Genomic DNA, 26,216 nt, shown 5'->3' with positions numbered 1-26,216 from the left:
AACAGGCATAAAAAAGAGCGCCGGAGCGCCCTTTTATCACAGAACAGCGGGTTATTTCTGCGGGCGCATTGCCGGGAACAGAATCACGTCGCGGATGGTGTGGCTGTTGGTGAACAGCATCACCATACGGTCGATGCCGATGCCCAGACCGGCGGTCGGCGGCAGGCCGTGCTCCAGCGCGGTGACGTAGTCTTCGTCGTAGAACATCGCTTCGTCATCACCGGCATCTTTGGCGTTCACTTGCTGCTGGAAACGCTCTGCCTGATCTTCTGCATCGTTCAGCTCTGAGAAGCCGTTACCGATTTCACGGCCGCCGATGAAGAACTCGAAGCGATCGGTGATTTCCGGGTTCTCGTCGTTGCGGCGCGCCAGCGGCGACACTTCAGCCGGGTATTCGGTGATGAAGGTCGGCTGAATCAGGTGGCTTTCCGCGGTCTCTTCGAAGATCTCGGTCACCACGCGGCCCAGGCCCCAGCTCTTCTCGACCTTGATGCCGAGGGAGTGGGCAATGGCTACGGCTTTGTCGAAGTCATCCAGATCGGCCAGATTGGTTTCCGGGCGGTATTTCTGGATCGCTTCTTTCATCGTCAGCTTGTCGAACGGCTTGCCGAAATCGAATTCCTGGTCGCCGTACGGCACCACGGTGGTACCCAGCACGCTCTGCGCCAGGGTACGGAACAGGTTTTCGGTCAGGACGATCAGGTCACGGTAATCCGCGTACGCCATGTAGAGTTCCATCATGGTGAACTCAGGGTTATGGCGTGGGGAAACCCCTTCATTACGGAAGTTACGGTTGATTTCGAACACGCGTTCGAAGCCGCCGACCACCAGACGCTTCAGGTAGAGTTCCGGCGCGATGCGCAGGTACATGTCGATGTCGAGCGCGTTGTGGTGCGTGATGAACGGACGTGCGGACGCGCCGCCCGGGATCACCTGCATCATCGGCGTTTCGACTTCCATGAAGCCGTGCTCCACCATGAAGGTACGGATGCCGGACATGATCTGTGAACGCACCTTGAAGGTATGGCGCGATTCATCATTGGCGATCAGGTCAAGGTAACGCTGGCGGTAGCGGGTTTCCTGGTCGGCCAGGCCGTGGAATTTGTCCGGCAACGGGCGCAGGGCTTTGGTCAGCAGGCGCAGTTCGGTGCAGTGGATAGACAGCTCGCCGGTCTTGGTTTTGAACAGCTTGCCGCGCGCGCCGATGATGTCGCCCAGATCCCACTTCTTGAACTGCTCGTTGTAGACGCCTTCCGCCAGATCGTCACGCGAGACGTAGATCTGAATCTTGCCGCCGACGTCCTGCAGGGTAGCGAACGACGCCTTGCCCATGATACGGCGGGTCATCATACGGCCGGCGACGGTGACTTCCACACCCAGTGCTTCCAGCTCGTCGTTCTCTTTGCTGTCATATTCTGCGTGCAGGGTGTCGGAAGTGCTGTCACGACGGAAATCATTCGGGAACGCCACGCCTTTTTCGCGCAGGGCGGCCAGCTTTTCGCGGCGCGCTTTCAGTTCGCTGTTGAGTTCCTGCGCCTGATCTGCGCCTTGGGGTTGTTGCTCAGACATTTTGGTTCCTTATAACCCGGCTTTCAAACTTGCCTCAATGAATTTGTCCAGGTCACCGTCCAGCACGGCCTGGGTATTACGTGTCTCAACGCCGGTGCGCAGATCCTTGATGCGGGCATCATCCAGCACATAAGAGCGGATCTGGCTGCCCCAGCCGATGTCAGATTTGTTCTCTTCCATCGCCTGTTTCTCAGCATTTTTCTTTTGCATCTCAAACTCGTACAGCTTCGCTTTCAGCTGTTTCATCGCCTGATCTTTGTTTTTATGCTGGGAACGGTCGTTCTGGCACTGGGTCACGATGTTGGTCGGAATGTGGGTAATACGTACCGCAGATTCCGTCCGGTTTACGTGCTGACCACCCGCGCCGGAGGCACGGTAGACGTCAATGCGCAAATCTGCCGGGTTGATTTCGATATCGATGTCATCATCCACTTCCGGGTAGACGAACGCGGAGCTGAATGAGGTGTGGCGGCGGCCGCCGGAGTCAAACGGGCTTTTGCGCACCAGGCGGTGAACGCCGGTTTCGGTACGCAGCCAGCCAAAGGCGTAGTCGCCGATGATCTTGATGGTAGCGGATTTCAGCCCGGCCACATCGCCGTCAGACTCTTCGATGATTTCAGTCTTGAAGCCTTTGGCCTCGGCCCAGCGCAGGTACATACGCACCAGCATACTGGCCCAGTCCTGGGCTTCGGTGCCGCCGGAACCGGCCTGGATGTCGAGGTAGCAGTCGGCGCTGTCATACTCGCCGGAGAACATGCGGCGGAACTCGAGCTGTTGCAGCTTCTCGTCCAGCAGGTTCAGCTCGGCGACGGCCTCGTCAAAGGTCTCTTCGTCGTCGGCTTCCACGGCCAGTTCCAGCAGGCCGGAGACATCCTCCAGGCCCTGCGCCAGCTGGTCGATGGTGTCCACGATCGACTCCAGCGACGCGCGCTCTTTGCCCAGCGCCTGGGCGCGTTCAGGCTCGTTCCAGACGTCGGGCTGTTCCAGCTCGGCGTTTACTTCTTCCAGTCGCTCTTTCTTGGCATCGTAGTCAAAGATACCCCCTCAGGACCGCTGTCCGTGCAGACAGGTCCTGAATTCGATTTTTTACCGGATTAATTTCAAACATGGTTTTTAAGTCTTACGTTAGTGTCGCAGATGACGGAATGCCATTCGAACCGGTAATTCTAGCGGATCTGGCTGCCGGTTTATAGCAAGTTGCGCCGATTTCTGGCGCACTCCCCTGCCCTGCGGCCGCTCAGTGCGGCCACAGATGCTGGATTAATAATTGCACGTTACGGTTGCCGCGGAATTCATTGACGTCGAGCTTATACGCCAGCTGCACTTCGCGCACGCTGCTGTCCGGCCAGAGGGTGGTGTCGATGTTGAAGGCGATGCCGTCCAGCAGCGGGCCGCCGCCCAGCGGTTCCACCATCAGCTTGAGGTGGCGCTCGCCCACCAGCCGCTGTTGCAGGATGCGGAACATGCCGTCAAAGGTCGGCTCCGGGAACGCCTGCCCCCACGGGCCGCCCTCGCGCAGCAGTTCGGCCGTCTCCAGCGTCATCTGCTGCGGGGCGAGTTCCCCGTCTGACCAAATCACCCCTTCCAGCTGGCTTGGGTCGAGCCACTCACCCACCAGATCGGCGAAGCAATCGCGGAAGCGCTCAAACTGCGCCTCCTCCAGCGACAGCCCGGCCGCCATCGCGTGGCCGCCGAACTTCATCATCAGGCCCGGGTGCAGGGTGTCGAGCCGCTCCAGCGCGTCACGCATGTGCAGCCCGGCAATCGAGCGGCCGGAGCCTTTCAGCACGCCCTCACCCGCCGGGGCAAAGGCGATCACCGGCCGGTTGAAGCGCTCTTTGATGCGTGAGGCGAGGATGCCGACCACGCCCTGGTGCCACTCCGGGTGGTACATCGCCAGCCCGTAAGGCAGCTCGGTGGTGGTGCGCTCCAGCTGGTCGCACAGCACCAGCGCTTCGGCCTGCATCCCCTGTTCGATCTCGCGGCGCGTCTGGTTCAGCGCGTCGAGATCGCTGGCCAGCGCGCGCGCCTGGCCGATGTCATCACTGAGCAGCAGCGCCACGCCGATGGACATATCGTCCAGCCGCCCGGCCGCATTGAGCCGCGGCCCGAGGCCGAAGCCGAGATCGCTGGCCGCCAGCGTGCGCGCCTCGCGCCCGGAGACTTCCAGCAGCGCGCGGATGCCGGGGCGGCACTTGCCGGCGCGGATGCGGTTCAGCCCCTGGAACACCAGAATGCGGTTGTTGGCATCCAGCGGCACCACGTCCGCCACCGTGCCGAGCGCCACCAGATCGAGCAGCTCCGCGAGGTTCGGCTCTTTCAGGCCGCGCTGGGCAAACCAGCCCGCCTCACGCAGCGCGGTGCGCAGCGCCAGCATCAGGTAAAACGCCACGCCGACCCCGGCCAGGGATTTGGAGGGAAAGGCACAGTCGGCCAGGTTCGGGTTGATGATCGCCTCTGCCGCAGGCAGCGTCTCGCCCGGCAGGTGGTGATCGGTGACCAGCACCTGAATCCCTTTCTGGTGCGCCAGATCGACGCCCGCATGGGAGGAGATGCCGTTGTCCACGGTGAGGATCAGCTCCGCGCCGCGCGCGGCCGCCTGCTCCACCACTTCCGGGCTGAGGCCGTAACCGTCATCAAAACGGTTCGGCACCAGATAGTTCACCTCGCTGCCGCCCATGCTGCGCAGCGCCAGCACCGTCAGCGCGGTACTGGTGGCGCCGTCGGCGTCGAAGTCCCCGACCACCATGATGCGCCGCCGGTCAGCCAGCGCCTGTTGCAGCAGCGCGACCGCCCGGTCAATGCCGCTGAGTTGCTGGTAGCTGAGCAGGCCGCGCACGCCGCGCTCCAGCTCCTCTGGCGCACGGACGCCGCGTGCCGCATAGAGGCGGCGCAGCAGCGGGTTAATCTCTGCGGGCAGGCCGTCGGCCGGGGCCGCCTCACGGCGGCGGAGGGTTGTTTGCATGATCACTCAGGGCTTACCACCGTTCTTTAATTTTGTGCGGATTTCTGGGCATCCAGCATCGCTGCCATCTCTTTCGGCGGCTGGTAACCCGGCACCATGCTGCCGTTTTCCAGCACGATGGCCGGGGTGCCGGAGACGCCGAACTGCACGCCCAGCTCGAAGTGGCGGGCGATGTCGGTGTTGCAGCTCGCCGGGGAGACCTGCTCGCCGCGCATGGCGTCGTCAAACGCCTTGTTGCGGTCAGCCACGCACCAGATGGCCTGCATCTGCTTCTCGGTGACCGAGTCCAGCCCCTGGCGCGGGAACGCCAGGTAGCGCACGGTGATGCCCAGATCGTTGTACTCTTTCATCTGCTCATGCAGCTTGTGGCAGTAGCCGCAGGTGATGTCGGTAAACACCGTGATCACATGTTTCTGGTGTGCGGCTTTGTAGACGATCATCTCCGGTTCCAGCTTGTTCAGCTTGTCCAGCAATAACCGGTTGGTGACATTCACCGGCTGTTTGCCGCTGACGTCATACAGCGGCCCCTGCACCATGTAGCGGCCATCATCCGTGGTGTAGAGCACGCCATTTTCCGTGAGCACCGTTTTCAGCCCGGCCACCGGCGCAGGCAAAATCTCAACGTGCTGCACGCCCAGCCCTTTCAGGCTCGATTTGATGGCGGCATCGTCCGCCTGCGCGCTGCCGCACAGCACGGCGGTCAGCAGCGCCAGCGACATAAAATGGTTTTTCATCATCGGTTCCTTGTGCATATCCTGATGGGTTCACCCGGCACTCAGGCACGGGGATGGTGCTGTTGGTGAAGCTGTTTCAGCCGTTCCGTCGCCACGTGGGTGTAAATCTGGGTGGTGGAGAGATCGCTGTGGCCCAGCAACATCTGTACGACCCGCAGATCCGCGCCATGGTTCAGCAGATGGGTGGCAAAGGCGTGGCGCAATACGTGGGGCGACAGCCGCTCGCTGTCGATGCCGGCAAGGATCGCATAGTGCTTGATGCGATGCCAGAAGGTCTGGCGCGTCATTTTCTGGCTGCGGTTGCTGGGGAACAGGATGTCGATCGCCTGGCCGTTCAGCAGCCATGGGCGGCCGAACTCCAGGTAGTTCTCCAGCCAGTGGATCGCCTCTTCGCCCAGCGGCACCAGCCGCTCCTTATTTCCTTTGCCGATCACCCGCACCACGCCCTGCCGCAGGCTGACGTCGCTCAGCGTCAGCCCCACCAGCTCCGAGACGCGCAGCCCGGTGGCGTAGAGCAGCTCCAGCATCGCTTTGTCACGCAGCTCCAGCGGGTTTTCGGTGCTGGGTGCCTGTAACAGCGCCTCGATTTGCGCCTCGCTGAGATCTTTCGGCAACCGCTGCGGCAGCTTGGGCGACGAGAGCAGCGCCGTCGGGTCATCCGTGCGCTGCTTTTCGCGGTAGAGGTACTGGAACAGGCGGCGCATGGCGCTGAGCAACCGCGCCGAGCTGCTGGCCTTGTAGCCGCCCTCCACCCGCTCGGCCAGAAACGCCTGCAACGCCGGGGCATCGGCGCTCAATAACCCGGCCTGATGATGGTGCAGCCAGGCCGCCAGCGCCTGCAAATCAAGCCGGTAAGAGTCGAGGGTATTCTGTGCCAGATTGCGCTCCAGCCAGAGGGCATCAAGAAACTGTTCAATCAGGCTGTGATCGTGCTCATGCTCTGTCACGCTGGCTCCGGGGATGAGGTGAATTCGCCCGCCATTATGCCTTATCGCCGGGCAAAATAGTGGGGCAAATCTGATACACTCAGCTTATCTGCAATTCAGTAACCAAATGGCAACATAAAGATGAAGATTGGTCTGTTTTACGGTTCAAGTACCTGTTACACCGAAATGGCAGCAGAAAAGATACGCGACATCCTGGGGGAGGAGCTGGTTGACCTGCACAACCTGCGCGATGCCGACCCCAAACTGATGGAAGAGTACCCGGTGCTGATCCTCGGCATCCCGACCTGGGACTTTGGCGAAATTCAGGAGGATTGGGAAGCGGTCTGGAACCAGCTGGTGACCCTGAGCCTGAAAGGCAAGATTGTGGCGATGTACGGCATGGGCGACCAGCTCGGCTATGGCGAATGGTTCCTGGACGCCCTCGGCCTGCTGCATGACCAGCTGAAGCCGAAAGGCGTGCATTTTATCGGCTACTGGCCCACCGAGGGGTTCGAGTTCACCAGCCCCAAAGCAGTCACCCCGGACGGCAAACACTTTGTCGGGCTGGCGCTGGATGAAGTGAACCAGTATGACCAGAGCGACGAACGCCTCCAGCAGTGGTGCGAGCAGATCCTGGAGGAGATGGCCCCGCTGCTTTAATGCCGTTCAGGACTGTAACGCCGTTCAGGACTGCCATGCCGTTCAGGACTGTAACGCCGTTCAGGGGCGGTCGTGCCCTGCCCCGTGGGAGGCGGCCCCCTGCTGGCGTGCATAGAGGCAGAGGTGCCGCCACGCCGCAGGCGTCAGGGCGTCGGAGGCGAGCCACAGCCGCTGCCGGCGTCGCTGCCAGAACGGCAGCCCTGTGCCGTCATCCAGCGGTTTCAGCGTCAGGATCATGCCGCTGCGCATCAGCCACGGCGCGCGCACCAGTTGCCACTCACGCTGTTTCCAGCGCAGTTGCCCCGGCGACAAGAACACCATCTCCCCGTGCCGGGCCGAGATATTTTTCTGGCTGCGGATGCACTGGAACACCAGCAGCACCACCAGCGTCAGCCACACCAGCAGGTAGCCTTCCGGCCAGGGGGCCAGCAGCACCAGCAGGATCAGCCCGCCATGCAGAAAAAGGGACAACAATTGGGTGCGCCAGGAAACGCGGATATCACATCGCCACTGGGCCACGGTCTTTATTTCGCGTCTGAATCAGGGTAACCATGCGCTGCAATTCGCTGTCCTGCGGCGCGCCGTGATTCATCAACCAGTTGAACAGGTCCGGATCGTCACACTCCAGCAGGCGGACGAACAGCTGCTTGTCAGTGTCGTTCAGGGTGTCATATTCATGTTCAAAGAACGGCATGATGGCGATATCCAGCTCGCGCATACCGCGGCGGCATGCCCAGTGAATGCGTGCCCTATTGTTAATATCCATGTGTTTTACCGGCCTTTTCTGTCAGGGAAGTGCGTCAGTTTAAATTGATTTTAACATTCTGCACGCGCCTCGGCGTAACAATTCGGCACATGCCGGAAAAAGAGTCTGCAACCCGTTACCGGGCAGCAACGTTCTGCGGGAAAGATGCCACGAATACCTGTTGCAATCCCCTGAACCTCTTTTACCATTAAGGCAAACCCCGATGGCCCTTCTACTGGCAGGAACCTTATATGGCGTATACCACCCCGTTTCCCCCGCAAAAACCGTCCGCGTCTTCGCATCTGCCCCTGACCCTGATCTCCCTGGAGGCGTGGGCGCTGGTGACGGTGGCCGGTGCTGACACCGTCAGTTACCTGCAAGGCCAGGTCACGGCCGATCTGGCATCGCTGGGCAGTGACCAGCATGTGCTGTGCGCCCATTGTGACGCCAAAGGCAAAATGTGGAGCAACCTGCGGCTTTTCCCGCACGGTGACGGCTGGGCCTATCTGGAGCGCCGCAGCGTGCGTGACAGCCAGCTGGCCGAGATCAAGAAGTACGCGGTGTTTTCCAAAGTCACCTTTGCTGCCGGGGATCAGGCGGCGCTGCTGGGCGTGGCCGGTTTCCAGGCGCGTGCCGCGCTGGCCGGGGTGTTTGATGAGCTGCCCACGGCGGAGCACCCGGTGGTGCAGTCCGGCGGCTCCACACTGCTGCATTTCGCCCTGCCGGCCGAGCGTTACCTGCTGGTGACCACCCCGGAGAAAGCCGGGGCGCTGGTGGAGAAGCTGGGCGAACAGGCGCAATACAATGACAGCGAGCAGTGGCTGGCGCTGGACATTGAAGCCGGTTACCCGGTGATTGACAGCGCCAACAGCGCGCAGTTTATCCCGCAGGCCGCCAACCTGCAGGCTCTGCCGGCGGGCATCAGCTTCAGCAAAGGCTGTTATGCCGGGCAGGAGATGGTGGCACGCGCCAAATACCGCGGGGCCAACAAGCGGGCGCTCTACTGGCTGGCCGGGCAGGCGGCCCGCGTGCCGGAAGCCGGGGAAGACCTGGAGATGCAGATGGGCGAAAACTGGCGGCGCACCGGCACGGTGCTGGCGGCGGTTCAGCTCAGCGACGGCACCCTGTGGGTGCAGGTGGTGATGAATAACGATCTGGCTCCGGAGAGCCTGTTCCGCGTGCGCGATGACGCCTCCGGCACCCTGTCGATCCAGCCGCTGCCCTATTCATTGGTGGAAGAGAAATAATCATTGATTGAAGAGAAATAACGCCGCGCCGGCCTGAAAAAAAACGGAACCCGAGGGTTCCGTTTTTTATGCGTGCTGTTCATTACACGTAAAGGCTGTTCATCACACGTACAGGTAGATCGCCAGAAAGTGGCAGAGGCTGCCGCCCAGCACAAACAGGTGCCAGATGGCGTGGCCGAAACGCCAGCGTTCCGAGGCGTAGAAAATCACCCCCAGGCTGTAAATCACCCCGCCGAGCGCCAGCAGCGCCACCGCCCCCCACGGCAGCGTGACCGCCAGCTGGTAGATCACCACCAGCGAGAGCCAGCCCATGGTCAGGTAGGTGATAAGCGACAGCCTCTCAAAGCGGTGGGCAAACGCCAGCTTGAACAGCACGCCAACCAGCGCCAGCCCCCAGATCACCGCCATCAGCCCGCGCGCCAGCGGCGAGTTCAGCCCCACCAGCAGAAACGGCGTGTAGGTGCCGGCAATCAGCAGGTAAATGGCGCAGTGGTCGAGTTTCTTCAGCCAGTATTTGGCGCGGGCGTGCGGTATGGCGTGGTAGAGCGTCGAGGCCAGGTAGAGCAGCACCATGCTGCCGCCGTAAACGCTGTAGCTTATCAAGGTGGTCGGCCCGGCTTTTTCACCAAAGGCACTGACCAGCAGCATCACCGTGCCGATGATGCCCAGCAGCAGCCCAATGCCATGGCTGATGCTGTTTGCGATCTCCTCCGCCCACGGATAGGCCGGGGACGTTCGGTGGGTAACGGTATCCGTCATCGTGTGCAGGTTCCTTTCAGCAAAAATGTCGCCACTGGACGTAAACAGCCTAACTGAGAATTATTCCAGTGTACACGTGTACGCTTAAAATAAATGGCGAAACCTTGTAACAATTCACCGTTAACGAAATACTCCCTGTTAACGAAATACCCGACATTATCGGAATAACTGTTTTCACTGCTTGCTCTGGAGTCGCTATGTCTTTGATATCCCCTGCCCTTGATTTTGGTTCCATGACTGAAGTGTTCCATTTCCTGATGGAGATCGACAAACTCAAAACCGTAGAGCGCCGCACCAAAGTGCTCGGCACCACCCGGCAGGAGAACTCCGCCGAACACAGCTGGCACTTTGCGGTGGCGGCGATGAGCCTGGCACCCTACGCCGGGGAGGCGATTGACCTGCCGAAAGTGATTCAGATGGCGCTGCTGCATGACATCGTGGAGATCGACGCGGGGGATGTGCTGGTGTATGACCTCGCCGGGCGGGCGGCGGTGCAGGAGAAAGAGCAGGCGGCGGCGGTGCGGCTGTTCGGGCTGTTGCCGGAGCCGCAGGGCAGCCATTTCCTGAGTTTATGGCATGAGTATGAACAGGGCGAGACGCCGGAAGCGCGTTTTGCGTTGCTGATTGACCGGGTGCTGCCGGTGATCATGAACCTGAACAACCGGGGCCAGAGCTGGGTGGAAAATGGCGTGCGACTGGAGCAAGTACTGAGCCGCAACGCCTTTATCGGCGAGGTGCACCCGGAGCTGTGGCGCTATCTGGAAACCCACCTGCACGCCGCCCACCAGCAGGGCTGGCTGAAATAACGCCCTCCCTCGCGCAGGATGAAACAACGCCCCTGCGCAGGATGAAAACAGCGCGTCAGGCGCAGGCCTGCTGGCGCGCCAGCGCCTCCGCGTAGTCCGGCATGGAGGCGGCGGCACCGGGGCGTTCCACGCAGACCGCCGCATAGGCGGAGGCAAACTGCGCCGCCTGCGGCAGGGCCGCCCCGGCCGCCAGCTGCGCCGCCAGCGCGCCGTTAAACGCGTCCCCCGCGCCGGTGGTGTCCACCGGTATGGCGCGGCACGCCGGGATAAGCGTAGTCTCACCGTCCAGTGACAACAGCGCGCCCTGGGTGCCGAGCGTGATAATCAGCGCCGTGACGCCTTTACGGTGCAGCACCCCCGCCGCCTGCCGGGCGGACGCCACATCCGTGACCGTGACGCCGCTCAGCAACGAGCACTCCGTGGCGTTCGGCGTCAGCAGGAACAGCTGCGTTAACAGCGCGTCCGGCACCGGCTGGAACGGCGCGGGGTTGAGGATCACCGGCGTGCCCGCCTCCCGCGCCAGCGCAATCGCCCGCGTCACCGCCGAGAGGTTATTCTCCAGTTGGGTCAGCAAAATATCCGCCGCCGCAATCGCCGGGCGGCACTGGTCAATCTCCTGATCGGTGACGGTGAGGTTAGCGCCGGGGTCCACCGCGATCATGTTCTCCGCGTCTTCGCCCGCCACGTAAATCAGCGCATTGCCGGTAGGCCGCTCGCCGGTGGAGAACAGCGTTACCGCGTCAAACCCGGCGCTGTCGAGGTGGCGGCGGGCAAACTGGCCGAAATCGTCGCGCCCCACTTTCCCAATATAATGCACCCGCGCGCCCGCCCGGAGTGCCGCAATCGCCTGGTTGGCCCCTTTGCCGCCCGCGCCCATCATGCTGGTGCGCGCAATCAGGGATTCGCCCGGCTGCGGGAAGCGCGCCATCCCGGCCACGATATCCAGGTTAAAGGATCCAAAAACGCATACTTTGTTGCTCATGCCTGCCTCCTGCTGCCGGAAAAAAGCGGATCGCGCGCGGCCGCCAGACAGGCACCGCGGCAGCCGGTCTCATCGGTGACATCGCTGAAGGTGATCGCAAGCCCGCCGGCCGGTTGCGGCGCGCGCAGGTGGGCGCGGATCTGCGCCACCAGCGCCGCCTGCGGGAAGCCCGGCATCGCCAGCACGCCGCCGCCCAGCACCAGATGCTCCGGATCAAGGATGTTCATCTCAGTGGCGATCGCCTGTGCCAGCCGGGTGATAAATGCCTGCAAATCGGGGTGTGCGCCCTGTTCCGCAAACAGCGCGCCCAGGGCGGTGTGCGGCGCGTGTTCCGCCGCCCACGCCGCCAGCCAGTGCCCGGCGGTAATGCTCTCCACGCAGCCCTGTTTGCCGCAGCGGCACTGCGTCGCCAGCCCCGGCCAGGGAATGTGCCCCAGCTCGCCTGCCGCCCCGTGCGCGCCGTGGTAAAACGCGCCGTCCAGCCACAGGCTGTTGCCCATGCCGGTGCCGAGGTAGACCCCGGCCGCCACGCGCGGCAGTTGCGGCAGGCGGGTTAAGTCCCACCACATCAGGTGGTTAACGTCCTTGTCCATGCGCACCTCCACGCCCAGCGCCTGCGCCAGTTGCGCCGCCACTGGCTGGTCATTCAGCGCCGGGATAAACGGCAGTGACAGCACCCGCGCCCGGTCGCGGGACAAGATGCCCGGCAGCCCGAGCATCACCCGCGTTTCGCCCCGGTCAGGCAGCGCCGCGCCAATCAGGTCATTCAGCCCCTGCAACGGCTGCGGCTGCTGCGCCCAGTCGGCGGTTTTCACCTTGCGGTAGCCGCTGAACTGCTGCTGTGCATCCATCACGATCAGCCGGGTGTGCGTACCGCCGATATCGACCCCAAGAAATTGCTGCATACGCCTCTCCGCGTTTACGCCGCCCGGCGCATGTGATCGAGCATTTTGTCCCAGGCCGCATCCAGATCGCTGTCGAGGTTGAACAGGCCGGAACTGCCGACGATCAGCACTTCCGCCCCGGCGGCCATCAGGTCGTGGTAGGTGCCGGTGTTGCAGGAGCCGTCGATCTCGATCAGGTAGCGGTAGTTGTGTTCGCGCTTCAGGTCACGCAGCTCCCGGATCTTCTCCAGCATCTCCGGGATAAACGGCTGCCCGGCGTAGCCTGGGTCCACCGTCATCACGGTTACCTTATCCAGCAGGTGAATGTAGTGGCGCAGGAACCCCACCGGTGTCGCCGGGTTGAGCACCACGCCGACCTGTTTACCCAGCGCGCGGATCTGGTTGATCACGCGGAAGGCGTCGCGGTTAATGGTTTCGGCATGGGGGCAGATAAAGTCCGCCCCGGCCTCGGCAATCGGCACGATGAAATCGGTGGGGTTTTCCACCATCAGGTGCACATCCAGCACCAGCGGGGTGTGCGGGCGGATCTGCTGGATAAAGAACGGCGACAGGGTGATGTTCTTCACGTAGTGGCCGTCCATGATGTCGATGTGCAGCATGTCGGCGCGGCGGTTGAGCACTGCCAGCTGCTGGCGGATCTCCATCAGGTTCATGCACATCAGCGAGGGCGAAATTTTGTAATCCATGATCAATGTCCCCAGGGGTAACGGATAAGGTGAAAGGTAAAGGGTCAGCGCCGGGCCTGCGCGGCGCTGCGGCGCACCGCCCGCCGTTGCAGGTAGTGCTGGCGGAAGAATTTGCCGGCCAGCACCAGGATCAGCACTGCGCCCCACATCGCCAGGCTGAAGTGCGGGCTGACGTTAAGCAGGTTAAGGCCGGTGGCGATCACCTGTAAGACGATCAGCGCCAGCACCACGCCGCTGACGCGGCCGAAGCCGCCGAACGGATCGGTGCCGCCGAGGATGATCGCCAGCACCGTCAGCAACAGGTAGGAGTCGCCGTAGCCCATACGGGCAGAGTTAAAGCGCGCCATCATCACCAGCCCGGCGATCACGCAGAGCAGGCTGGAGATCATGTAGATCGCCATCAGCACCCGGTGGGTGTTCACGCCGCTGAAGTGGGTGGCATTGATGTTGCTGCCGCTCATGTAGATGGTTTTGCCGAGCCGGGTCTTCTCCAGGAACAGCGCCAGCAGCGCGGCAGTGAGCAGGAAGATGATCAGCGGCACCGGCATCCCCAATACGGTTTCCGCGCCGATGAAGCGCACAATCTCCGGCATGCCGCTTAGCGCCGCGCCGCGTGTCAGGTAGATGCCGAGGCCGTTCACCATGGTCATGGTGGCGAGCGTCACCAGAATCGGGTGCGCGCCGATGTACGCCACCAGCGCCCCGGTGAACACACCGATCGCGGCCGCCAGCAGCATCGCCCCGGCCAGCGCGAGCACCAGCCACAGCGCCTGCATCGCCAGCCCCGCCTCCGGCGGCATCCAGGTCAGGAATACCCAGGCCATCAGCAGGCTGGTGAGGTTGGCGGTGGCGATAATGCACAGGTTCAGGCCGCCGCTGAGGATCGGGATGAACATCGCCAGCGTCAGCAGCCCGAGTTCCGGCAGCTGGAACGCCACGCTCATAAAGGTGCCGCCGTTGAAGAACTGCCCCGGCAGCGCCAGGGTGAAGCCGGCGATGACCAGCACCAGCAACCCAAGCAGGCTGCGGGTGGTACCGTCCACCTTGTTGATCTGTTTGAACATCACTCCTCCGGTTACGTCATCACACAAAGCCGACATCGGTCTCTTTGCGCTTTTTGTAGTGGGTCACGGTGATGGCGGCGACGATCACGATGCCGATCACCACGTTCATGAAGTAGTTGGAGACGCCGATCAGGTTCAGGCCGTTTTTCAGCATGCCGATCAGGAAGACGCCCATCAGCGTGCCGACCACGCTGCCTTTGCCGCCGTTGAGGCTGGCCCCGCCGAGCACCGCCGCGGCCAGCACATCCAGCTCACCGCCGACCAGCGCGTTCGGCACTACTTCCCCGACGCGGTAGACCTGCACCAGCCCGCCGAGCGCGGCCATCGCGCCGAGGAAGCCGTAGGCGAACAGGTGCAGCAGCCCGACGCGGATGCCGATGCGCCGGGCCGACTCCTGATCGCCGCCCATGGCGAACAGCTGGCGGCCGAGGTGGGTACGGTTAAGCAAGAGCCAGGTGAACAGCGCCACCGCCAGCATCACCAGCAGCGGCAGGCCAATCTGGTATTCCTGGCCGCCGACGGAAAACGGCAGCACCTGCAGCGGCATCGTCCACCATTCGGGCAGGTCATACAGGCTGCGGCCGTTGGTCAGCCACATCAGCATGCCGAACAGCAGCGCCTGCATACTGATGGTGACGATGATCGAGACAATCCGCAGGCCGTAGATCAGCAGCGCATTCACCATGCCGAGCAGCGCCCCGGCCGCCACCGCCAGCGCGATGCTCAGCGCCGGGTTGGCCAGCCCGTAATGGGTTGCCAGGGTGGCGATCAGGTACTGCACCACCGAGGCCACCGCCGCGAACGAGATGTCGATGCCGCCGGTCACCAGCACCACAAACAGCCCGAGGGCGAAGATGCCGCTCACCGCGTAGCTCTCGCTCAGGCCGAGCAGGTTTTGCAGCGTCAGAAACTGGTCGCTCAACAGGGAGAAGGTGACCACCACCACCACCAGCACCCAGGCGAGATAGCCTTCATTGTGGCGCGGCAGCAGGCGGCGCAGCGGATTAGCCTTGGCTTTTTTGGCCGGTACCGTTTTTTTGGCCGGGGTGTTTTTCACCGGCAAAGGAGAGTTAACGTCAAGCATTGACCGCCTCCGCAAGCTGTTGCTGGCTGATGTTCTGCGGCAGGTATTCGCCGAGGATGCGGCCTTCGCTGACGTGCAGCACCCGGTCGCAGTTGAAGTAGACTTCCGGCACCTCGTCCGAGATCAGCAGCACTGAGATGCCCTCGTCCGCCAGCTGGTGGATCAGCGCATAGATGCTGGCCTTGGCGCCGACATCCACGCCCACGGTGGGCGAGTCGAGGATCAGGATTTTCGGCTGGGTCAGCACCCATTTCGCCAGCACGATTTTTTGCTGGTTGCCGCCGGAAAGGGTGGCGATCGCCTGGTTCGGGTCGCTGACTTTCACCCCGAGTTTTTCGATCCATTGCAGGATCAGTTTGTTTTTGCGGTACTCATCAATCAGGTGGAAACGGCCGCGCAGCTGGTCGAGGATCGCCAGCACGGTGTTGTCCGCCACTGACTGTTGCAGCACCAGCCCCAGCGTCAGCCGGTCTTCCGAGACGTAGCCGATGCCCGCTTTGATCGCGTCTTCGTGGCTGCGGAACCGTACCGGTTTGCTGTCGAGGTAGATTTTGCCGCTGTCGGGCCGGGTCATGCCGAACAGGCTCAGCGCCAGCTCGGTGCGCCCGGCACCCAGCAGCCCGCACAGCCCCAGCACTTCACCCTGATGCAGCTTGAAGCTGACATCCTGGTACTGCCCGGCGCGGCTGAGTTTTTCCACCTCCAGCATGATGCGCCCGGCGTGGCGGTTCGCCCCTTTCAGCTTGTAGTCCAGCGTCAGGCCGGTCATCAGCTCTGTGAGGCGCTGGCTGCTCACCTCCGCCGCCGGGAAGGTACCGACTTTCTTGCCGTCGCGGATCACCGTGACGCGGTCGGAGATCTCCAGCACTTCATCCAGCCGGTGGCTGACGAACACCACGCTGATGCCGCGGCTTTTCAGGTAGTGTACGGTGCGCAGCAACTGGTTCACCTCGGTGCGGGTCAGCGAGGCGGTCGGCTCGTCCATGATCACCAGCCGGGCATCCGCCACCAGCGCCCGGCAGATCGCCACCTGCTGGCGCTGGGCAATCGGCAGCTCAGAGACCAGACTCTCCGGGTCGAGTGAGAAGTTAAGCTCCGTCAGGATGCGTTCGGCGGTGGCGCGCAACCGCCCCGGGCGGAACCAGCCAAACAGCCCGTGCAGGTTGTGCTCGAAGGCGATGTTCTCTGCCACCGTGAGGTTAGGGAACAGCGACAAATCCTGGTAGATCACCTGAATGCCGAACGCGCGGGCCTGCTCCGGCGTCAGGCGGCGGAATTGCTCGCCATTCAACGTGATGCGGCAACCGGCGTCCGGCTGGTACACGCCGGAAATCACCTTGATCAGCGTGCTTTTGCCGCAGCCGTTGGTACCGGCGAGGCAGTGCACCTCGCCCGGCATCAGCGTCAGGCTGATGTCATTTAACGCCCGCTGGCCGCCGAAGGTCATCGACAGGTGCTGCACGTCAATGAGCGGCGCGGTGCCGGGCGCAACAGCAGGCGCAGCGGCCGGGAGAGTGTCAGCAATTGCCATGATTACAGCCCCATTTTGACCAGTTTCGGCAGGTTGGCTTTGTCCAGGCTTTCGGTTTCATTGCCCAGAATGGTGTGGGTCGCCTCGTCCACTTTCACCTTGCCCATGCCCTCGATGGTCATGCCGTTGGTGATTTTTTCACCTTTCTCCAGCATGTCCGCCACCCGCACAAACACCTCGCCCGCCACCATCGGGTTCCAGATGAACCCGCCCTTGATCGCGCCGCGGTTCACCAGTGACGCACCCTGGCCGGGGCTGAACGGCCCGATGACGCAGATGTCGTTGGTTTTGCCGCGGTTCATCACCGCGCGCCCGGCACCGATCGGCCCCTGGGAACCAAACGCCACCACCCCTTTCAGATCCGGGTATTTGGCCATCAGGTCATTGGTGGTGCGCATGGTGTCATCCAGCGATTCGGCCACGCCGAACTTGTCCGCCACCATCTGCATATTCGGGTAGTGCGCTTTCTGGTAGTCGATGGCAGAGTCCGCCCAGAGGTTATGCAGCGGCACCGTGAGGCTGCCGACGTAGACCGCATACTTGCCCTGCTCTTTCATGCAGGCGGCCAGCGCTTTCATATGGTTGATGCCGTGGTCTTTGGCGTCCACCAGCTCGAAATCCCAGTCGGCGAACTTCTGCCCCGGCGACTCGTGCACAATCACCTTGATGCCCGCCGCCTGCGCGCGTTTCAGCACCGGCTCCAGCACTTTGGCGTCGTTCGGCACCACGCCGATGACATCCACTTTCTGCGCGATCAGGTCTTCAATCGCCCGCACCTGCAACGCCGGGTCAGCGGCGGTCGGCCCGACCTGCCAGGCGTCAATGCCGCGTTTCGCCGCCTCACTTTTGATACCCGCCTCCATGGCGTTAAACCACGGGATGCCGCCAATCTTCACCACCACGCCCATGCGGATCTTCTCCGCGCCCTGCGCCGACAAGGACAACAACGCCGAGGCAAACAAGCAGGCCAGTACCGATTTTTTCATGATGTTCTCTCCATAAGCGGTGGCCGGATGCCACCTGTCGCGATCACGGGGGTAAGGTCAGCCGCCCCGGCGGCGGTGGGCGGCCGGGGCCACCTCAATCACATCCACGTTGTTCCAGGCCAGTTCCTGCCGGAACTCCTCATCATCCAGCCGGTCGGTGATCAGGGTGTCGATCTCGCGGTAGTGACAGATACGGGCGAATGACCGGCGGCCAAATTTACTGGCATCCGCCAGCAGGAATTTGCGCTCCGAGGCCAGCAACATCTGCTGCTTCAGCCGCGCATGGTGCTCGTTGCTCTCACGGATGCCCCCCTCCGGGCTGAGGCCATGGCAGGAGAAGAAGACTTTGTTGATCACAAACTCCTTCAGCATCTGCTCGGCCAGCACGCCGATGAAATCCTCATACTTCGCTGAATACTCGCCGCCGAGGCCGATGGTGCGCACATTGGCTTTGGCGGCCAGCGTCTGGATGATGTGCAGCGAATTGGTCAGCACCACCAGTTCGATGTCCGGGATCTGGCGGGCCAGAAACCAGCTGGTGGAGCTGCTGTCGAGCAGCAGGCAATCGCCCGGCTCAATAAACCCCAGTGCCCGCTTGGCGATGCGGGTCTTCATCTCCGGCGCCTGGTTGCTGCGCTGGCGGAACGACTCCCCCTGCTCAATCTGCCCCGGCAGTGGGCGCTTCTCCGGGCTTGGGGAATCGATGTAGACCGCGCCGCCGTGGCTGCGCTGCAATATCCCGCGCCGCTCCAGCAGCGTCAGATCCCGGCGGACGGTCTCCAGCGAAATCCGGCACAGCGCGGCCACTTCCTGAACCAGCACCCGCCCCCGTTGGCTGAGGAGGTCGGCGATAAAGCGATGGCGTTCTACAGGCAACATGGGTCTTCTCCTGGCTGATGTATTTACAATACGTAAAGGGTCAATGTGGTTTTGCGGGAGGCATCAAAGCCGCCGGGCGCGCAAAATCGCCCGGCGCGGTCTGTGGCGTGGCTCACGAAAAAAAGAAAGAAGATGAAATGTTAAATATCTGATCTGTGGGGTGCCCTGCAGTTAACAGGGTTTTCGGGGCAGCCTGGGTAAACAGGAATGTGTAAACGGTCACAATCCCTCATGCCTCTGTCTGACCGTTAATGCCCGTTTCTGTGGCGATGACCGTTTTTGGCTCTCCCCCCGCGTTTAAAGCGTAGCTCCGCGTCAGGCCATACGCGGGGTAAACCGGTTGCGCTGTGCCACAAAAAACACAAATAAACCGGGCGGAAAAGGGTACCGGGCAGAAAAGAACAGGCAGGGGAAAGGTAAACGGCGGGGAAAAGCACGGGGCAACGGATTTCAATTTCACAAAAAAAACGGCCTGCCGCAGCAGACCGTGTTCAACGCCTGAGCGGGGGTCAGTGGAAAGACCTGGCCAGCTTCAGGGTGGCGGCGATGTTGCGCGCGGTCATACGCACATTGTCACCGGCGTTTTCCAGCGCTTCATCCAGCGTACAGATGGTGTAAAGCACGCTGAAGACCGCGTCCAGCCCGTGCTGATGCACCACGCCGACGTCCGCCGTTAAGCTGCCGGCGATGCCGATCACCGGTTTGTTGTGGCGTTTGGCGACCTTCGCCACGCCAATCGGTACCTTGCCGTGGATGGTCTGGCTGTCGATGCGCCCTTCCCCGGTGATCACCAGATCGGCATCTTTTACCAGCGCCTCCAGACCCAGCGCCTCGGTGACAATCTCAATGCCGCGCCGCAGATCCGCCCCGCAGAACGCCAGCAATGCCGCGCCCATGCCGCCTGCCGCACCTGCGCCCGGCACCTTGTCCACTTCGACGCCGAGATCCCGCTGAATGATCTGGGCATAGTGCGCCAGGTAGCCGTCGAGCTGTTTGACCATCTCCGGCGTCGCGCCTTTTTGCGGGCCGAAAATCGCCGACGCGCCCTGATCGCCGGTCAACGGGTTGGTGACGTCGCAGGCGACTTCGATCTGGCACTGCGCCAGCCGTGGGTCAAGCTCACTGACGTCAATCGCCGCCAGCTGCGCCAGTTCCGCGCCGCCGTGGCCGATCTCCTCGCCCTTCGCCGTGCGCAATTTCGCCCCCAGCGCCTGTGCCATCCCGGCGCCGCCATCGTTGGTGGCACTGCCGCCGATGCCGATAATGCAGTGTTTCACGCCGTGATCCAGCGCATTGCGGATCAGCTCGCCGGTGCCGTAGGAGGTGGTACGCAGCGGGTTGCGCTGGTGCGGCGGCACCTGCTCCAGCCCGCTGGCGGCCGCCATCTCGATAAAGGCGCTCTGCTCGTCGCCGGAGAGGCCGTAAAACGCCTCAATCGGGTCGCCGAGCGGGCCGGTGACCTTCACGCGGATAATGCGCCCGCCGGTGGCGGCCACCATCGCCTCCACCGTGCCCTCGCCGCCATCCGCCACCGGCAGCTTCACATACTCTGCCTGTGGGAAGATTTCACGGAAGCCCGCCTCAATCTGGGTGGCGACCTCCAGCGCGGACAGACTCTCTTTGTAGGAGTCCGGAGCAATAACAATTTTCATAAATAACCCTTTCATCAACATCCTGTACCGTGGCAGGGGCCTTGCCCTGCCCTCTGAATCCTGCCGGGCGGCCGCCATGTGCGCCGCCCCGGCCGGGCCGGTTACCGGGTGATTTCAGCTTTCGCTAATTTCTCATAATAGCAGGCCAGCGCACTGTGGTCGGCCTTCTCCAGCCCGTCAGCTTTCAGCCTCTGCATCATCTCCATCACGGCGGCAGTCAGCGGCAGCGGCGCGCCTACCTCGTGCGAAGTGTCGAGCGCATTCGCCAGATCCTTGATGTGCAGATCAATGCGGAAACCCGGTTTGAAGTTGCGGTCCATCACCATCGGCGCTTTAGCCTCCAGCACCGTGCTGCCCGCCAGCCCGCCGCGGATCGCCTGGAACACCAGATCGGGGTTGACTCCGGCTTTGGTCGCCAGCGTCAGCGCCTCGGACATCGCGGCGATGTTGAGCGCCACAATCACCTGGTTAGCGAGTTTGGTGACGTTGCCCGCGCCGATGTCGCCGGTGTGCACCACCGATCCGGCCATCGCTTTCATCACGTCATAGCAGCGGTCAAACACCTCTTTGTCACCGCCGGCCATCACTGACAGCGTGCCTTCAATCGCTTTCGGCTCGCCGCCGCTCACCGGTGCGTCGAGCATCGCTACGCCGTGCGCCGCCAGCGCCTCGCCGATTTCCCGGCTGGCCAGCGGGGCGATGGAGCTCATGTCAATCAGCGTCATGCCCGCTTTCGCCCCCTCGATCACGCCGTCTTTGCCGAGCACCACCTCTTTCACCTGCGGCGAGTTCGGCAGCATAGTGATGATGATGTCACTCTGCTGCGCCACCTCGCGCGGTGTGGCGGCCTCGATGGCACCGCCCTCGGTCAGCGCCCGGATATTTTCCGGGTGGTGATCCAGCACCACCAGCGCATAACCGGCCTTTTGCAGGTTTTTCGCCATGGGTTTCCCCATGATGCCCAGCCCGATAAAACCAATCTTCATGGTTCATTCCTCTTGAAAAAACACGCTGACGCGTGGAAACAGGGGCGCGCCGCAGCGCGCATAAAGGGTTACTTTTTAAAGCGGTCGCACAGCGCCACGGTGGCGGCGCGGAAGATGCCGAGGTCGCTGCCGACCGCCACAAAGGTCGCGCCCATCTCCAGGTAGCGGCGGGCATCCGCTTCCACCGGGGCCAGAATGCCGCTGGGTTTGCCGTGCGCTTTGGCGCGGTCAAAGATGTGGCGGATGGCGGCCTGCACCTCCGGGTGGTTGGCCTGCCCCAGGTAGCCGAGGGTGGCGGCCAGATCGCTGGGGCCGACGAAGATACCGTCAATGCCGTCCACGGCGGCGATCTCATCGACATTGTCGATGCCGGGCTGGCTCTCGATCTGCACCATCACCGCAATGTTGTCATTGATGGAGGTGAAGTATTCCGGCACCAGCCCGTAGTTATTGGAGCGGTGGGAGACGGACACGCCGCGGATGCCTGCCGGCGGGTAGCGGGTGGCGGCCACCGCATTGCGCGCCTGCTCTGCCGTTTCCACAAACGGGATCAGGAAGTTGTAGAAGCCGATGTCCAGCAGCCGTTTGATGATCACCGGCTCGTTGTAGGGCGGGCGCACCACGGCAGCGCTCGGGCTGCCTTTCAGCGCCATCAGCTGCGGTACAAAGGTAGTGATGTCATTCGGCGCGTGTTCGCCGTCCAGCAGCAGCCAGTCAAACCCGGCCAGCCCCAGCACTTCGGCGGACGTCGGGTTGGCGAGGGCGCACCAGCAGCCAATCAGGGTGTCGCCCTGCAACAGTTTCTGGCGGAACAGATTAGGGTACGTCGCGGTCATGGTCGGTTTCCTTGGGTTAGCGGGTGGCGGCTCAGCGCACCAGGCACGGGCGTTTGTTATCGAAAGTCCAGCCGGGGATCAGGTACTGCATTCCGGCGGCATCATCGCGCGCGCCCAGCCCGTGGGAGTGATAGAGTTCGTTGGCTTTCATCAGTTGATCCCAGTCCAGTTCCACGCCCAACCCCGGCGCCTCCGGCACCTGTACCTTGCCGTTGCGGATCGCCAGCGGCGAGCGCGTCAGGCGCTGGTTGCCCTCCTGCCAGATCCAGTGGGTATCAATCGCCGTGATCTGCCCCGGCGCGGCGGCCGCCACCTGGGTAAACATCGCCAGCGAAATGTCGAAATGGTTGTTGGAGTGGGAACCCCAGGTCAGGCCAAACTCGTGGCAGAGCTGTGCAACGCGCACCGAGCCCTGCATCGTCCAGAAGTGCGGGTCAGCCAGCGGGATGTCCACCGACTGCAACGACAGCGCGTGGCCCATCTGCCGCCAGTCGGTGGCGATCATATTGGTGGCGGTCGGCAAGCCGGTGGCGCGGCGGAACTCCGCCATCACTTCCCGGCCGGAGAAGCCCTGCTCCGCGCCGCACGGATCTTCGGCATACGCCAGCACATGGCGCAGTTGCCGCCCCAGCGTGATGGCCTCCTCCAGCGACCAGGCGCCGTTCGGGTCAAGGGTAACGCGCGCCTGCGGGAAGCGCTGCGCCAGCGCCGTGACCGCCTCCGCCTCTTCGGCCCCGGCCAGCACGCCGCCCTTCAGTTTGAAATCGTTAAAGCCATATTTTTCATACGCCGCCTCGGCCAGCCGCACGATCGCCGCCGGGTTCATCGCCGCCTCGTGGCGCAGCCGGTACCAGTCGCAGGCCTCATCCGCCTGGCTCTGGTAGGGCAGCCCGGTGCGGGTGCGGTCACCGATGTAGAACAGGTAGCCGAGCATCTCGACTTCGCTGCGCTGCTGGCCGTCGCCGAGCAGCGAGGCCACGCTGACGCCGAGGCACTGCCCGAGCAGATCGAGCATCGCCGCTTCAATGCCGGTCACCACATGGATGGTGGTGCGCAGGTCAAAAGTCTGGGTGCCGCGCCCGGTGGCGTCGCGGTCAGCGAACTGGTTACGCACCGCGTTCATCACGTTTTTGTACTCGCCCAGTGTCCGGCCGAGCACCAGCGGTTGCGCCTCCTCCAGCGTGCGGCGGATCGCCTCACCGCCGGGGATTTCGCCCACGCCGGTGTGCCCGGCGTTGTCTTCCAGCACCACAATATTGCGGGTAAAGAACGGCGCATGCGCCCCGCTCAGGTTAAGCAGCATGCTGTCATGCCCGGCCACCGGGATCACCTGCATACGGGTAATGCGCGGGGCGGAGGTGTCGGTGTGGGAAGGGTCAGGGTGCGATGCGGTGCCGGAGAATGCGGCGGGTGGGGCGTTATGGCTCATGCGGTGAATCCTCCTTGTCCATCGGGCCGGCGGGTGCCGGTACGTCATTTTTGTTATGCATACGTAGAGGTACGGGGGTCATGCTTGCCGCCGCAACCGGCGACAAACAGCAAAAAGTATAAGAAGCGCCCCGGCGTTACACATTGGACAAAAGAACAGGATTGTCGTGGATTAACGGACGGGGTTCTGGCATCTGCCCAAGTCACTGCGCGGCAGTTCACGAAAGGCTGCGCGATGGCCGGGCGCGGCGGCGTGATGCTGTTCACGCCCGGTTGGTCGCTTGCCCAGAAACCGGGGGAAAATCGGTACGGGGTTCGGTCATCCGCATAATGATTAGGCTGCTAAGGCTCCCGTATACTGCTGACTGGCGCGGCCCGCTGCGGCCGCCACTTCCCTTAACGGTCATCAGCAATAAAAGGATGTCACCATGCTTACCTCTCCCGCTTCATCCGGCCAGCCGCTCTACATCAAAGTGCATGAAGAGGATAACGTGGCGATTGTGGTTAACGATCAGGGGCTTAAAGCGGGTACGCGCTTTGCCGACGGGCTGACGCTGACCGAACACATTCCGCAGGGGCATAAGGTGGCGCTGCGCGCCATTGCCGCCGGGGGCGCGATTGTGCGCTACGGCGAAACCATCGGTTACGCGGAACGCGACATCGCGCAAGGCAGCTGGATTGATGAGTCGCTGGTGAGTTTGCCGGTCGCGCCGCCGCTGGAGAGCCTGCCGCTCGCCACCCGCGTACCTGCCCCGCTGCCGCCGCTGGAGGGCTACACCTTTGACGGCTACCTGAATGATGACGGCAGCGTCGGCACCAAGAACCTGCTGGGCATCACCACCAGCGTGCACTGCGTGGCGGGGGTGGTGGACCATGTGGTGAAACTGATTGAGCGCGATCTGCTGCCGCGCTACCCGAACGTGGACGGCGTGGTGGCGCTGAACCACCTGTACGGCTGCGGCGTGGCGATTAACGCCCCGGCGGCGGTGATCCCGATCCGCACTATCCACAATATCGCCCTGAACCCCAATTTCGGCGGTGAAATCATGGTAGTGGGTTTAGGCTGTGAAAAGCTGCAACCGGAGCGGCTGCTGACCGGCACGCCGGATGTGCAGCCGCTGTCAGTGAACGCCGCCAGCGTAGTGCGCTTGCAGGATGAGCAGCATGTCGGGTTTGGGTCGATGGTGGATGATATTTTGCAGACCGCCGACCGCCACCTGCAACGGCTCAACCGCCGCCGTCGCCAGCCCTGCCCGGCGTCGTCGCTGGTGGTGGGGATGCAGTGCGGCGGCAGCGACGCCTTCTCCGGTGTGACCGCCAATCCGGCGGTGGGGTTCGCCTCTGACCTGCTGGTGCGCTGCGGTGCCACGGTGATGTTTTCGGAAGTGACCGAAGTGCGGGATGCCATTCACCTGCTGACGCCGCGCGCGGCGGATGAGCAGGTCGGCAAACGGCTGCTGGAGGAGATGGCCTGGTACGATAATTATCTGGAACAGGGGCAGACCGACCGCAGCGCCAACCCGTCGCCCGGCAATAAAAAAGGCGGGCTGGCAAACGTGGTGGAGAAAGCGCTGGGGTCGATTGCCAAATCGGGCCGCAGCGCGATTGCCGAGGTGCTCTCACCCGGCCAGCGGCCGACCCGGCGCGGCCTGATTTTTGCCGCCACGCCCGCCAGTGATTTTGTCTGCGGCACGCAGCAACTCGCCTCCGGCATCACGCTTCAGGTATTTACCACCGGGCGCGGCACCCCTTACGGCCTGATGGCGGTGCCGGTGATCAAAATGGCCACCCGCACCGCGCTGGCCGACCGCTGGCACGACCTGATCGACATCAACGCCGGGACGATCGCCACCGGCGAGGCGACCATTGAGCAGGTCGGCCAGCAACTGTTTGAGCTGATTCTGGATGTCGCCAGCGGCCGCAAACAGACCTGGTCAGATCGCTGGGGCATTCACAACGCGCTGGCGGTGTTCAACCCCGCGCCAGTGACCTGAGTTCTTTCTATCACCGCTATTTGCCGCCCGCCAGATCGATAAACGAGCCGGTGACGTAAGAGGCGGCGTCAGAAAGCAGCCAGCTGATGGCCGCGGCCACCTCTTCCGGCTGGCCGCCGCGCTGCATCGGCAACAGTGCGCCGAGCCGGTCAACCCGCCCCGGCTCGCCGCCGTCGGCGTGGATATCGGTGTAGATAAGGCCGGGGCGCACGCTGTTCACCCGGATGCCCTGCGCCGCCACCTCCAGCGAGAGGCCGGTGGTCAGGCTGTCCATCGCCCCTTTTGACGCCGCATAATCCACATATTCGCCCGGTGCGCCGAGCCTTGAGGCCGCCGAGGAGACGTTAACAATCGCCCCGCCCGACCCGCCGTGGCGCGTCGCCATGCGCTTCACCGCCTCGCGGCAGCAGAGGAAACTGCCGGTGACATTGATCGCCAGCACGCGGTTGATGCGGGCGGCGTCCAGCTCCTCCACCCGCGCTTGCTTAAACAGGATACCGGCATTGTTAACCAGCGCCGTCAGCGGGCCGAACACCTCATCCACCGCGGCAAACATCGCCACCACCTGCGCCTCGTCGGCGATGTCGGCGGCAAAGGCGTGCGCCTGCCCGCCCGCGGCCCTAATCTGTGCCACCACGTCGTCCGCCGCTGCCTGGTTGCTGCGGTAGTTCACCGCCACCCGGTAGCCCTCGCGCGCCAGCAATAACGCGGTCGCCCGCCCGATCCCCCGGCTGCCGCCGGTCACCACTGCCACTTTCTGCATGATTGCTCCTGATAAAAAAAGGCCCGGAT

25 protein-coding genes are annotated in these 26,216 nt (G+C 63.0%); 4 read left to right on the top strand and 21 right to left on the bottom strand.

The features are described 5' to 3' along the window. Window positions 1-51 precede the first annotated feature (51 nt). From lysS to xerD, 5 genes are all read right to left on the bottom strand, one after another. The gene (gene lysS, locus CYR55_RS20985; RefSeq protein ID WP_101818292.1) at window positions 52-1,569 is read right to left on the bottom strand and encodes a lysine--tRNA ligase; all 1,518 of its coding nucleotides are present in this window, start codon (window positions 1,567-1,569) and stop codon (window positions 52-54) included. Between the two features lie 9 nt (window positions 1,570-1,578). Then, window positions 1,579-2,677, bottom strand: a protein-coding gene (gene prfB / locus CYR55_RS20980; RefSeq protein ID WP_101818291.1) for a peptide chain release factor 2 whose coding sequence is annotated in 2 segments (ribosomal slippage) — window positions 1,579-2,601 and window positions 2,603-2,677 — 1,098 coding nt in all. Because the reading frame shifts where the segments join, the coding sequence is not laid out codon by codon here. A gap of 129 nt (window positions 2,678-2,806) precedes the next feature. After that, a complete protein-coding gene (gene recJ, locus CYR55_RS20975) occupies window positions 2,807-4,534 on the bottom strand; it encodes a single-stranded-DNA-specific exonuclease RecJ (RefSeq protein WP_420912746.1) in 1,728 nt (575 codons plus the stop codon). Window positions 4,535-4,560: 26 nt separating this feature from the next. Continuing rightward, a complete protein-coding gene (gene dsbC, locus CYR55_RS20970) occupies window positions 4,561-5,268 on the bottom strand; it encodes a bifunctional protein-disulfide isomerase/oxidoreductase DsbC (protein WP_101818289.1) in 708 nt (235 codons plus the stop codon). A 41-nt stretch (window positions 5,269-5,309) separates the two neighbouring features. Then, window positions 5,310-6,215, bottom strand: coding sequence for a site-specific tyrosine recombinase XerD (gene xerD / locus CYR55_RS20965; RefSeq protein ID WP_101818288.1), 906 nt, complete (start codon window positions 6,213-6,215; stop codon window positions 5,310-5,312). 120 nt (window positions 6,216-6,335) lie between these two features. On the opposite strand from xerD, the gene fldB reads away from it, so the two are divergent. Next, complete coding sequence (fldB, locus tag CYR55_RS20960) at window positions 6,336-6,854, top strand: flavodoxin FldB (protein WP_101818287.1); 519 nt, start codon at window positions 6,336-6,338, stop codon at window positions 6,852-6,854. 60 nt (window positions 6,855-6,914) lie between these two features. Here the strand turns inward: fldB and CYR55_RS20955 are convergent, their stop codons facing one another. Together CYR55_RS20955 and sdhE are read right to left on the bottom strand one after the other, a co-directional pair. Then, window positions 6,915-7,373, bottom strand: coding sequence for a protein YgfX (locus tag CYR55_RS20955; protein ID WP_101818286.1), 459 nt, complete (start codon window positions 7,371-7,373; stop codon window positions 6,915-6,917). Then, window positions 7,354-7,620 (bottom strand): FAD assembly factor SdhE, encoded by a 267-nt coding sequence (sdhE, locus tag CYR55_RS20950; protein ID WP_101818285.1) that lies wholly within the window; start codon window positions 7,618-7,620, stop codon window positions 7,354-7,356. The genes CYR55_RS20955 and sdhE overlap by 20 nt, the downstream gene beginning before the upstream one ends. A gap of 230 nt (window positions 7,621-7,850) precedes the next feature. Here sdhE and ygfZ point away from each other — a divergent pair, with 230 nt between their 5' ends. Continuing rightward, the gene (ygfZ, locus tag CYR55_RS20945; protein WP_101818284.1) at window positions 7,851-8,846 is read left to right on the top strand and encodes a tRNA-modifying protein YgfZ; all 996 of its coding nucleotides are present in this window, start codon (window positions 7,851-7,853) and stop codon (window positions 8,844-8,846) included. A 102-nt stretch (window positions 8,847-8,948) separates the two neighbouring features. Here ygfZ and trhA read toward each other — a convergent pair whose 3' ends face one another. Further along, complete coding sequence (trhA, locus tag CYR55_RS20940) at window positions 8,949-9,605, bottom strand: PAQR family membrane homeostasis protein TrhA (RefSeq protein WP_101818283.1); 657 nt, start codon at window positions 9,603-9,605, stop codon at window positions 8,949-8,951. A 197-nt stretch (window positions 9,606-9,802) separates the two neighbouring features. Between trhA and CYR55_RS20935 the strand changes: the two genes are divergently transcribed. Beyond that, window positions 9,803-10,411 carry an HD domain-containing protein gene (locus CYR55_RS20935; RefSeq protein ID WP_101818282.1) on the top strand — a complete coding sequence of 203 codons (609 nt, stop codon included), beginning with the start codon at window positions 9,803-9,805 and terminating at the stop codon, window positions 10,409-10,411. A 55-nt stretch (window positions 10,412-10,466) separates the two neighbouring features. Here CYR55_RS20935 and CYR55_RS20930 read toward each other — a convergent pair whose 3' ends face one another. From CYR55_RS20930 to gudD, 12 genes are all read right to left on the bottom strand, one after another. Further along, complete coding sequence (locus tag CYR55_RS20930; protein WP_101818281.1) at window positions 10,467-11,393, bottom strand: ribokinase; 927 nt, start codon at window positions 11,391-11,393, stop codon at window positions 10,467-10,469. Continuing rightward, window positions 11,390-12,298, bottom strand: a complete 909-nt coding sequence (gene alsK / locus CYR55_RS20925) for an allose kinase (protein WP_101818280.1) — start codon at window positions 12,296-12,298, stop codon at window positions 11,390-11,392. Before alsK ends, CYR55_RS20930 begins: the two co-directional genes overlap by 4 nt. Window positions 12,299-12,312: 14 nt before the next feature. Beyond that, the gene (alsE, locus tag CYR55_RS20920; protein WP_101818279.1) at window positions 12,313-12,984 is read right to left on the bottom strand and encodes a D-allulose 6-phosphate 3-epimerase; all 672 of its coding nucleotides are present in this window, start codon (window positions 12,982-12,984) and stop codon (window positions 12,313-12,315) included. 44 nt (window positions 12,985-13,028) lie between these two features. Further along, window positions 13,029-14,048, bottom strand: coding sequence for an ABC transporter permease (locus tag CYR55_RS20915; RefSeq protein WP_101818278.1), 1,020 nt, complete (start codon window positions 14,046-14,048; stop codon window positions 13,029-13,031). A gap of 19 nt (window positions 14,049-14,067) precedes the next feature. After that, complete coding sequence (locus CYR55_RS20910) at window positions 14,068-15,048, bottom strand: ABC transporter permease (RefSeq protein ID WP_241522202.1); 981 nt, start codon at window positions 15,046-15,048, stop codon at window positions 14,068-14,070. A gap of 76 nt (window positions 15,049-15,124) precedes the next feature. Beyond that, window positions 15,125-16,663 carry a sugar ABC transporter ATP-binding protein gene (locus tag CYR55_RS20905; RefSeq protein WP_101818276.1) on the bottom strand — a complete coding sequence of 513 codons (1,539 nt, stop codon included), beginning with the start codon at window positions 16,661-16,663 and terminating at the stop codon, window positions 15,125-15,127. 2 nt (window positions 16,664-16,665) lie between these two features. Continuing rightward, entirely contained in the window at window positions 16,666-17,649 is a 984-nt protein-coding gene (locus CYR55_RS20900; protein ID WP_101818275.1) for a substrate-binding domain-containing protein, read from the bottom strand. Window positions 17,650-17,706: 57 nt separating this feature from the next. Then, window positions 17,707-18,528 carry a DeoR/GlpR family DNA-binding transcription regulator gene (locus CYR55_RS20895; RefSeq protein ID WP_101818274.1) on the bottom strand — a complete coding sequence of 274 codons (822 nt, stop codon included), beginning with the start codon at window positions 18,526-18,528 and terminating at the stop codon, window positions 17,707-17,709. Between the two features lie 509 nt (window positions 18,529-19,037). Then, entirely contained in the window at window positions 19,038-20,180 is a 1,143-nt protein-coding gene (locus tag CYR55_RS20890; protein ID WP_101818308.1) for a glycerate kinase, read from the bottom strand. A gap of 101 nt (window positions 20,181-20,281) precedes the next feature. After that, the gene (garR, locus tag CYR55_RS20885) at window positions 20,282-21,166 is read right to left on the bottom strand and encodes a 2-hydroxy-3-oxopropionate reductase (protein ID WP_101818273.1); all 885 of its coding nucleotides are present in this window, start codon (window positions 21,164-21,166) and stop codon (window positions 20,282-20,284) included. A gap of 68 nt (window positions 21,167-21,234) precedes the next feature. Next, window positions 21,235-22,002, bottom strand: a complete 768-nt coding sequence (garL, locus tag CYR55_RS20880) for a 2-dehydro-3-deoxyglucarate aldolase (protein ID WP_101818272.1) — start codon at window positions 22,000-22,002, stop codon at window positions 21,235-21,237. A 31-nt stretch (window positions 22,003-22,033) separates the two neighbouring features. Then, window positions 22,034-23,431, bottom strand: a complete 1,398-nt coding sequence (gene gudD / locus CYR55_RS20875; RefSeq protein WP_101818271.1) for a glucarate dehydratase — start codon at window positions 23,429-23,431, stop codon at window positions 22,034-22,036. 427 nt (window positions 23,432-23,858) lie between these two features. Between gudD and garD the strand changes: the two genes are divergently transcribed. Further along, window positions 23,859-25,424 (top strand): galactarate dehydratase, encoded by a 1,566-nt coding sequence (gene garD / locus CYR55_RS20870; RefSeq protein WP_101818270.1) that lies wholly within the window; start codon window positions 23,859-23,861, stop codon window positions 25,422-25,424. A gap of 16 nt (window positions 25,425-25,440) precedes the next feature. Here the strand turns inward: garD and CYR55_RS20865 are convergent, their stop codons facing one another. After that, entirely contained in the window at window positions 25,441-26,187 is a 747-nt protein-coding gene (locus tag CYR55_RS20865; protein WP_101818269.1) for an SDR family oxidoreductase, read from the bottom strand. Window positions 26,188-26,216 lie beyond the last annotated feature (29 nt).

This window comes from Chimaeribacter californicus (assembly GCF_002858675.1).
Classification (GTDB): Bacteria; Pseudomonadota; Gammaproteobacteria; order Enterobacterales; family Enterobacteriaceae; genus Chimaeribacter; species Chimaeribacter californicus.
Note: the sequence above shows the minus strand (reverse complement) of the source record. Positions and strands in the feature narration are given on the sequence as shown.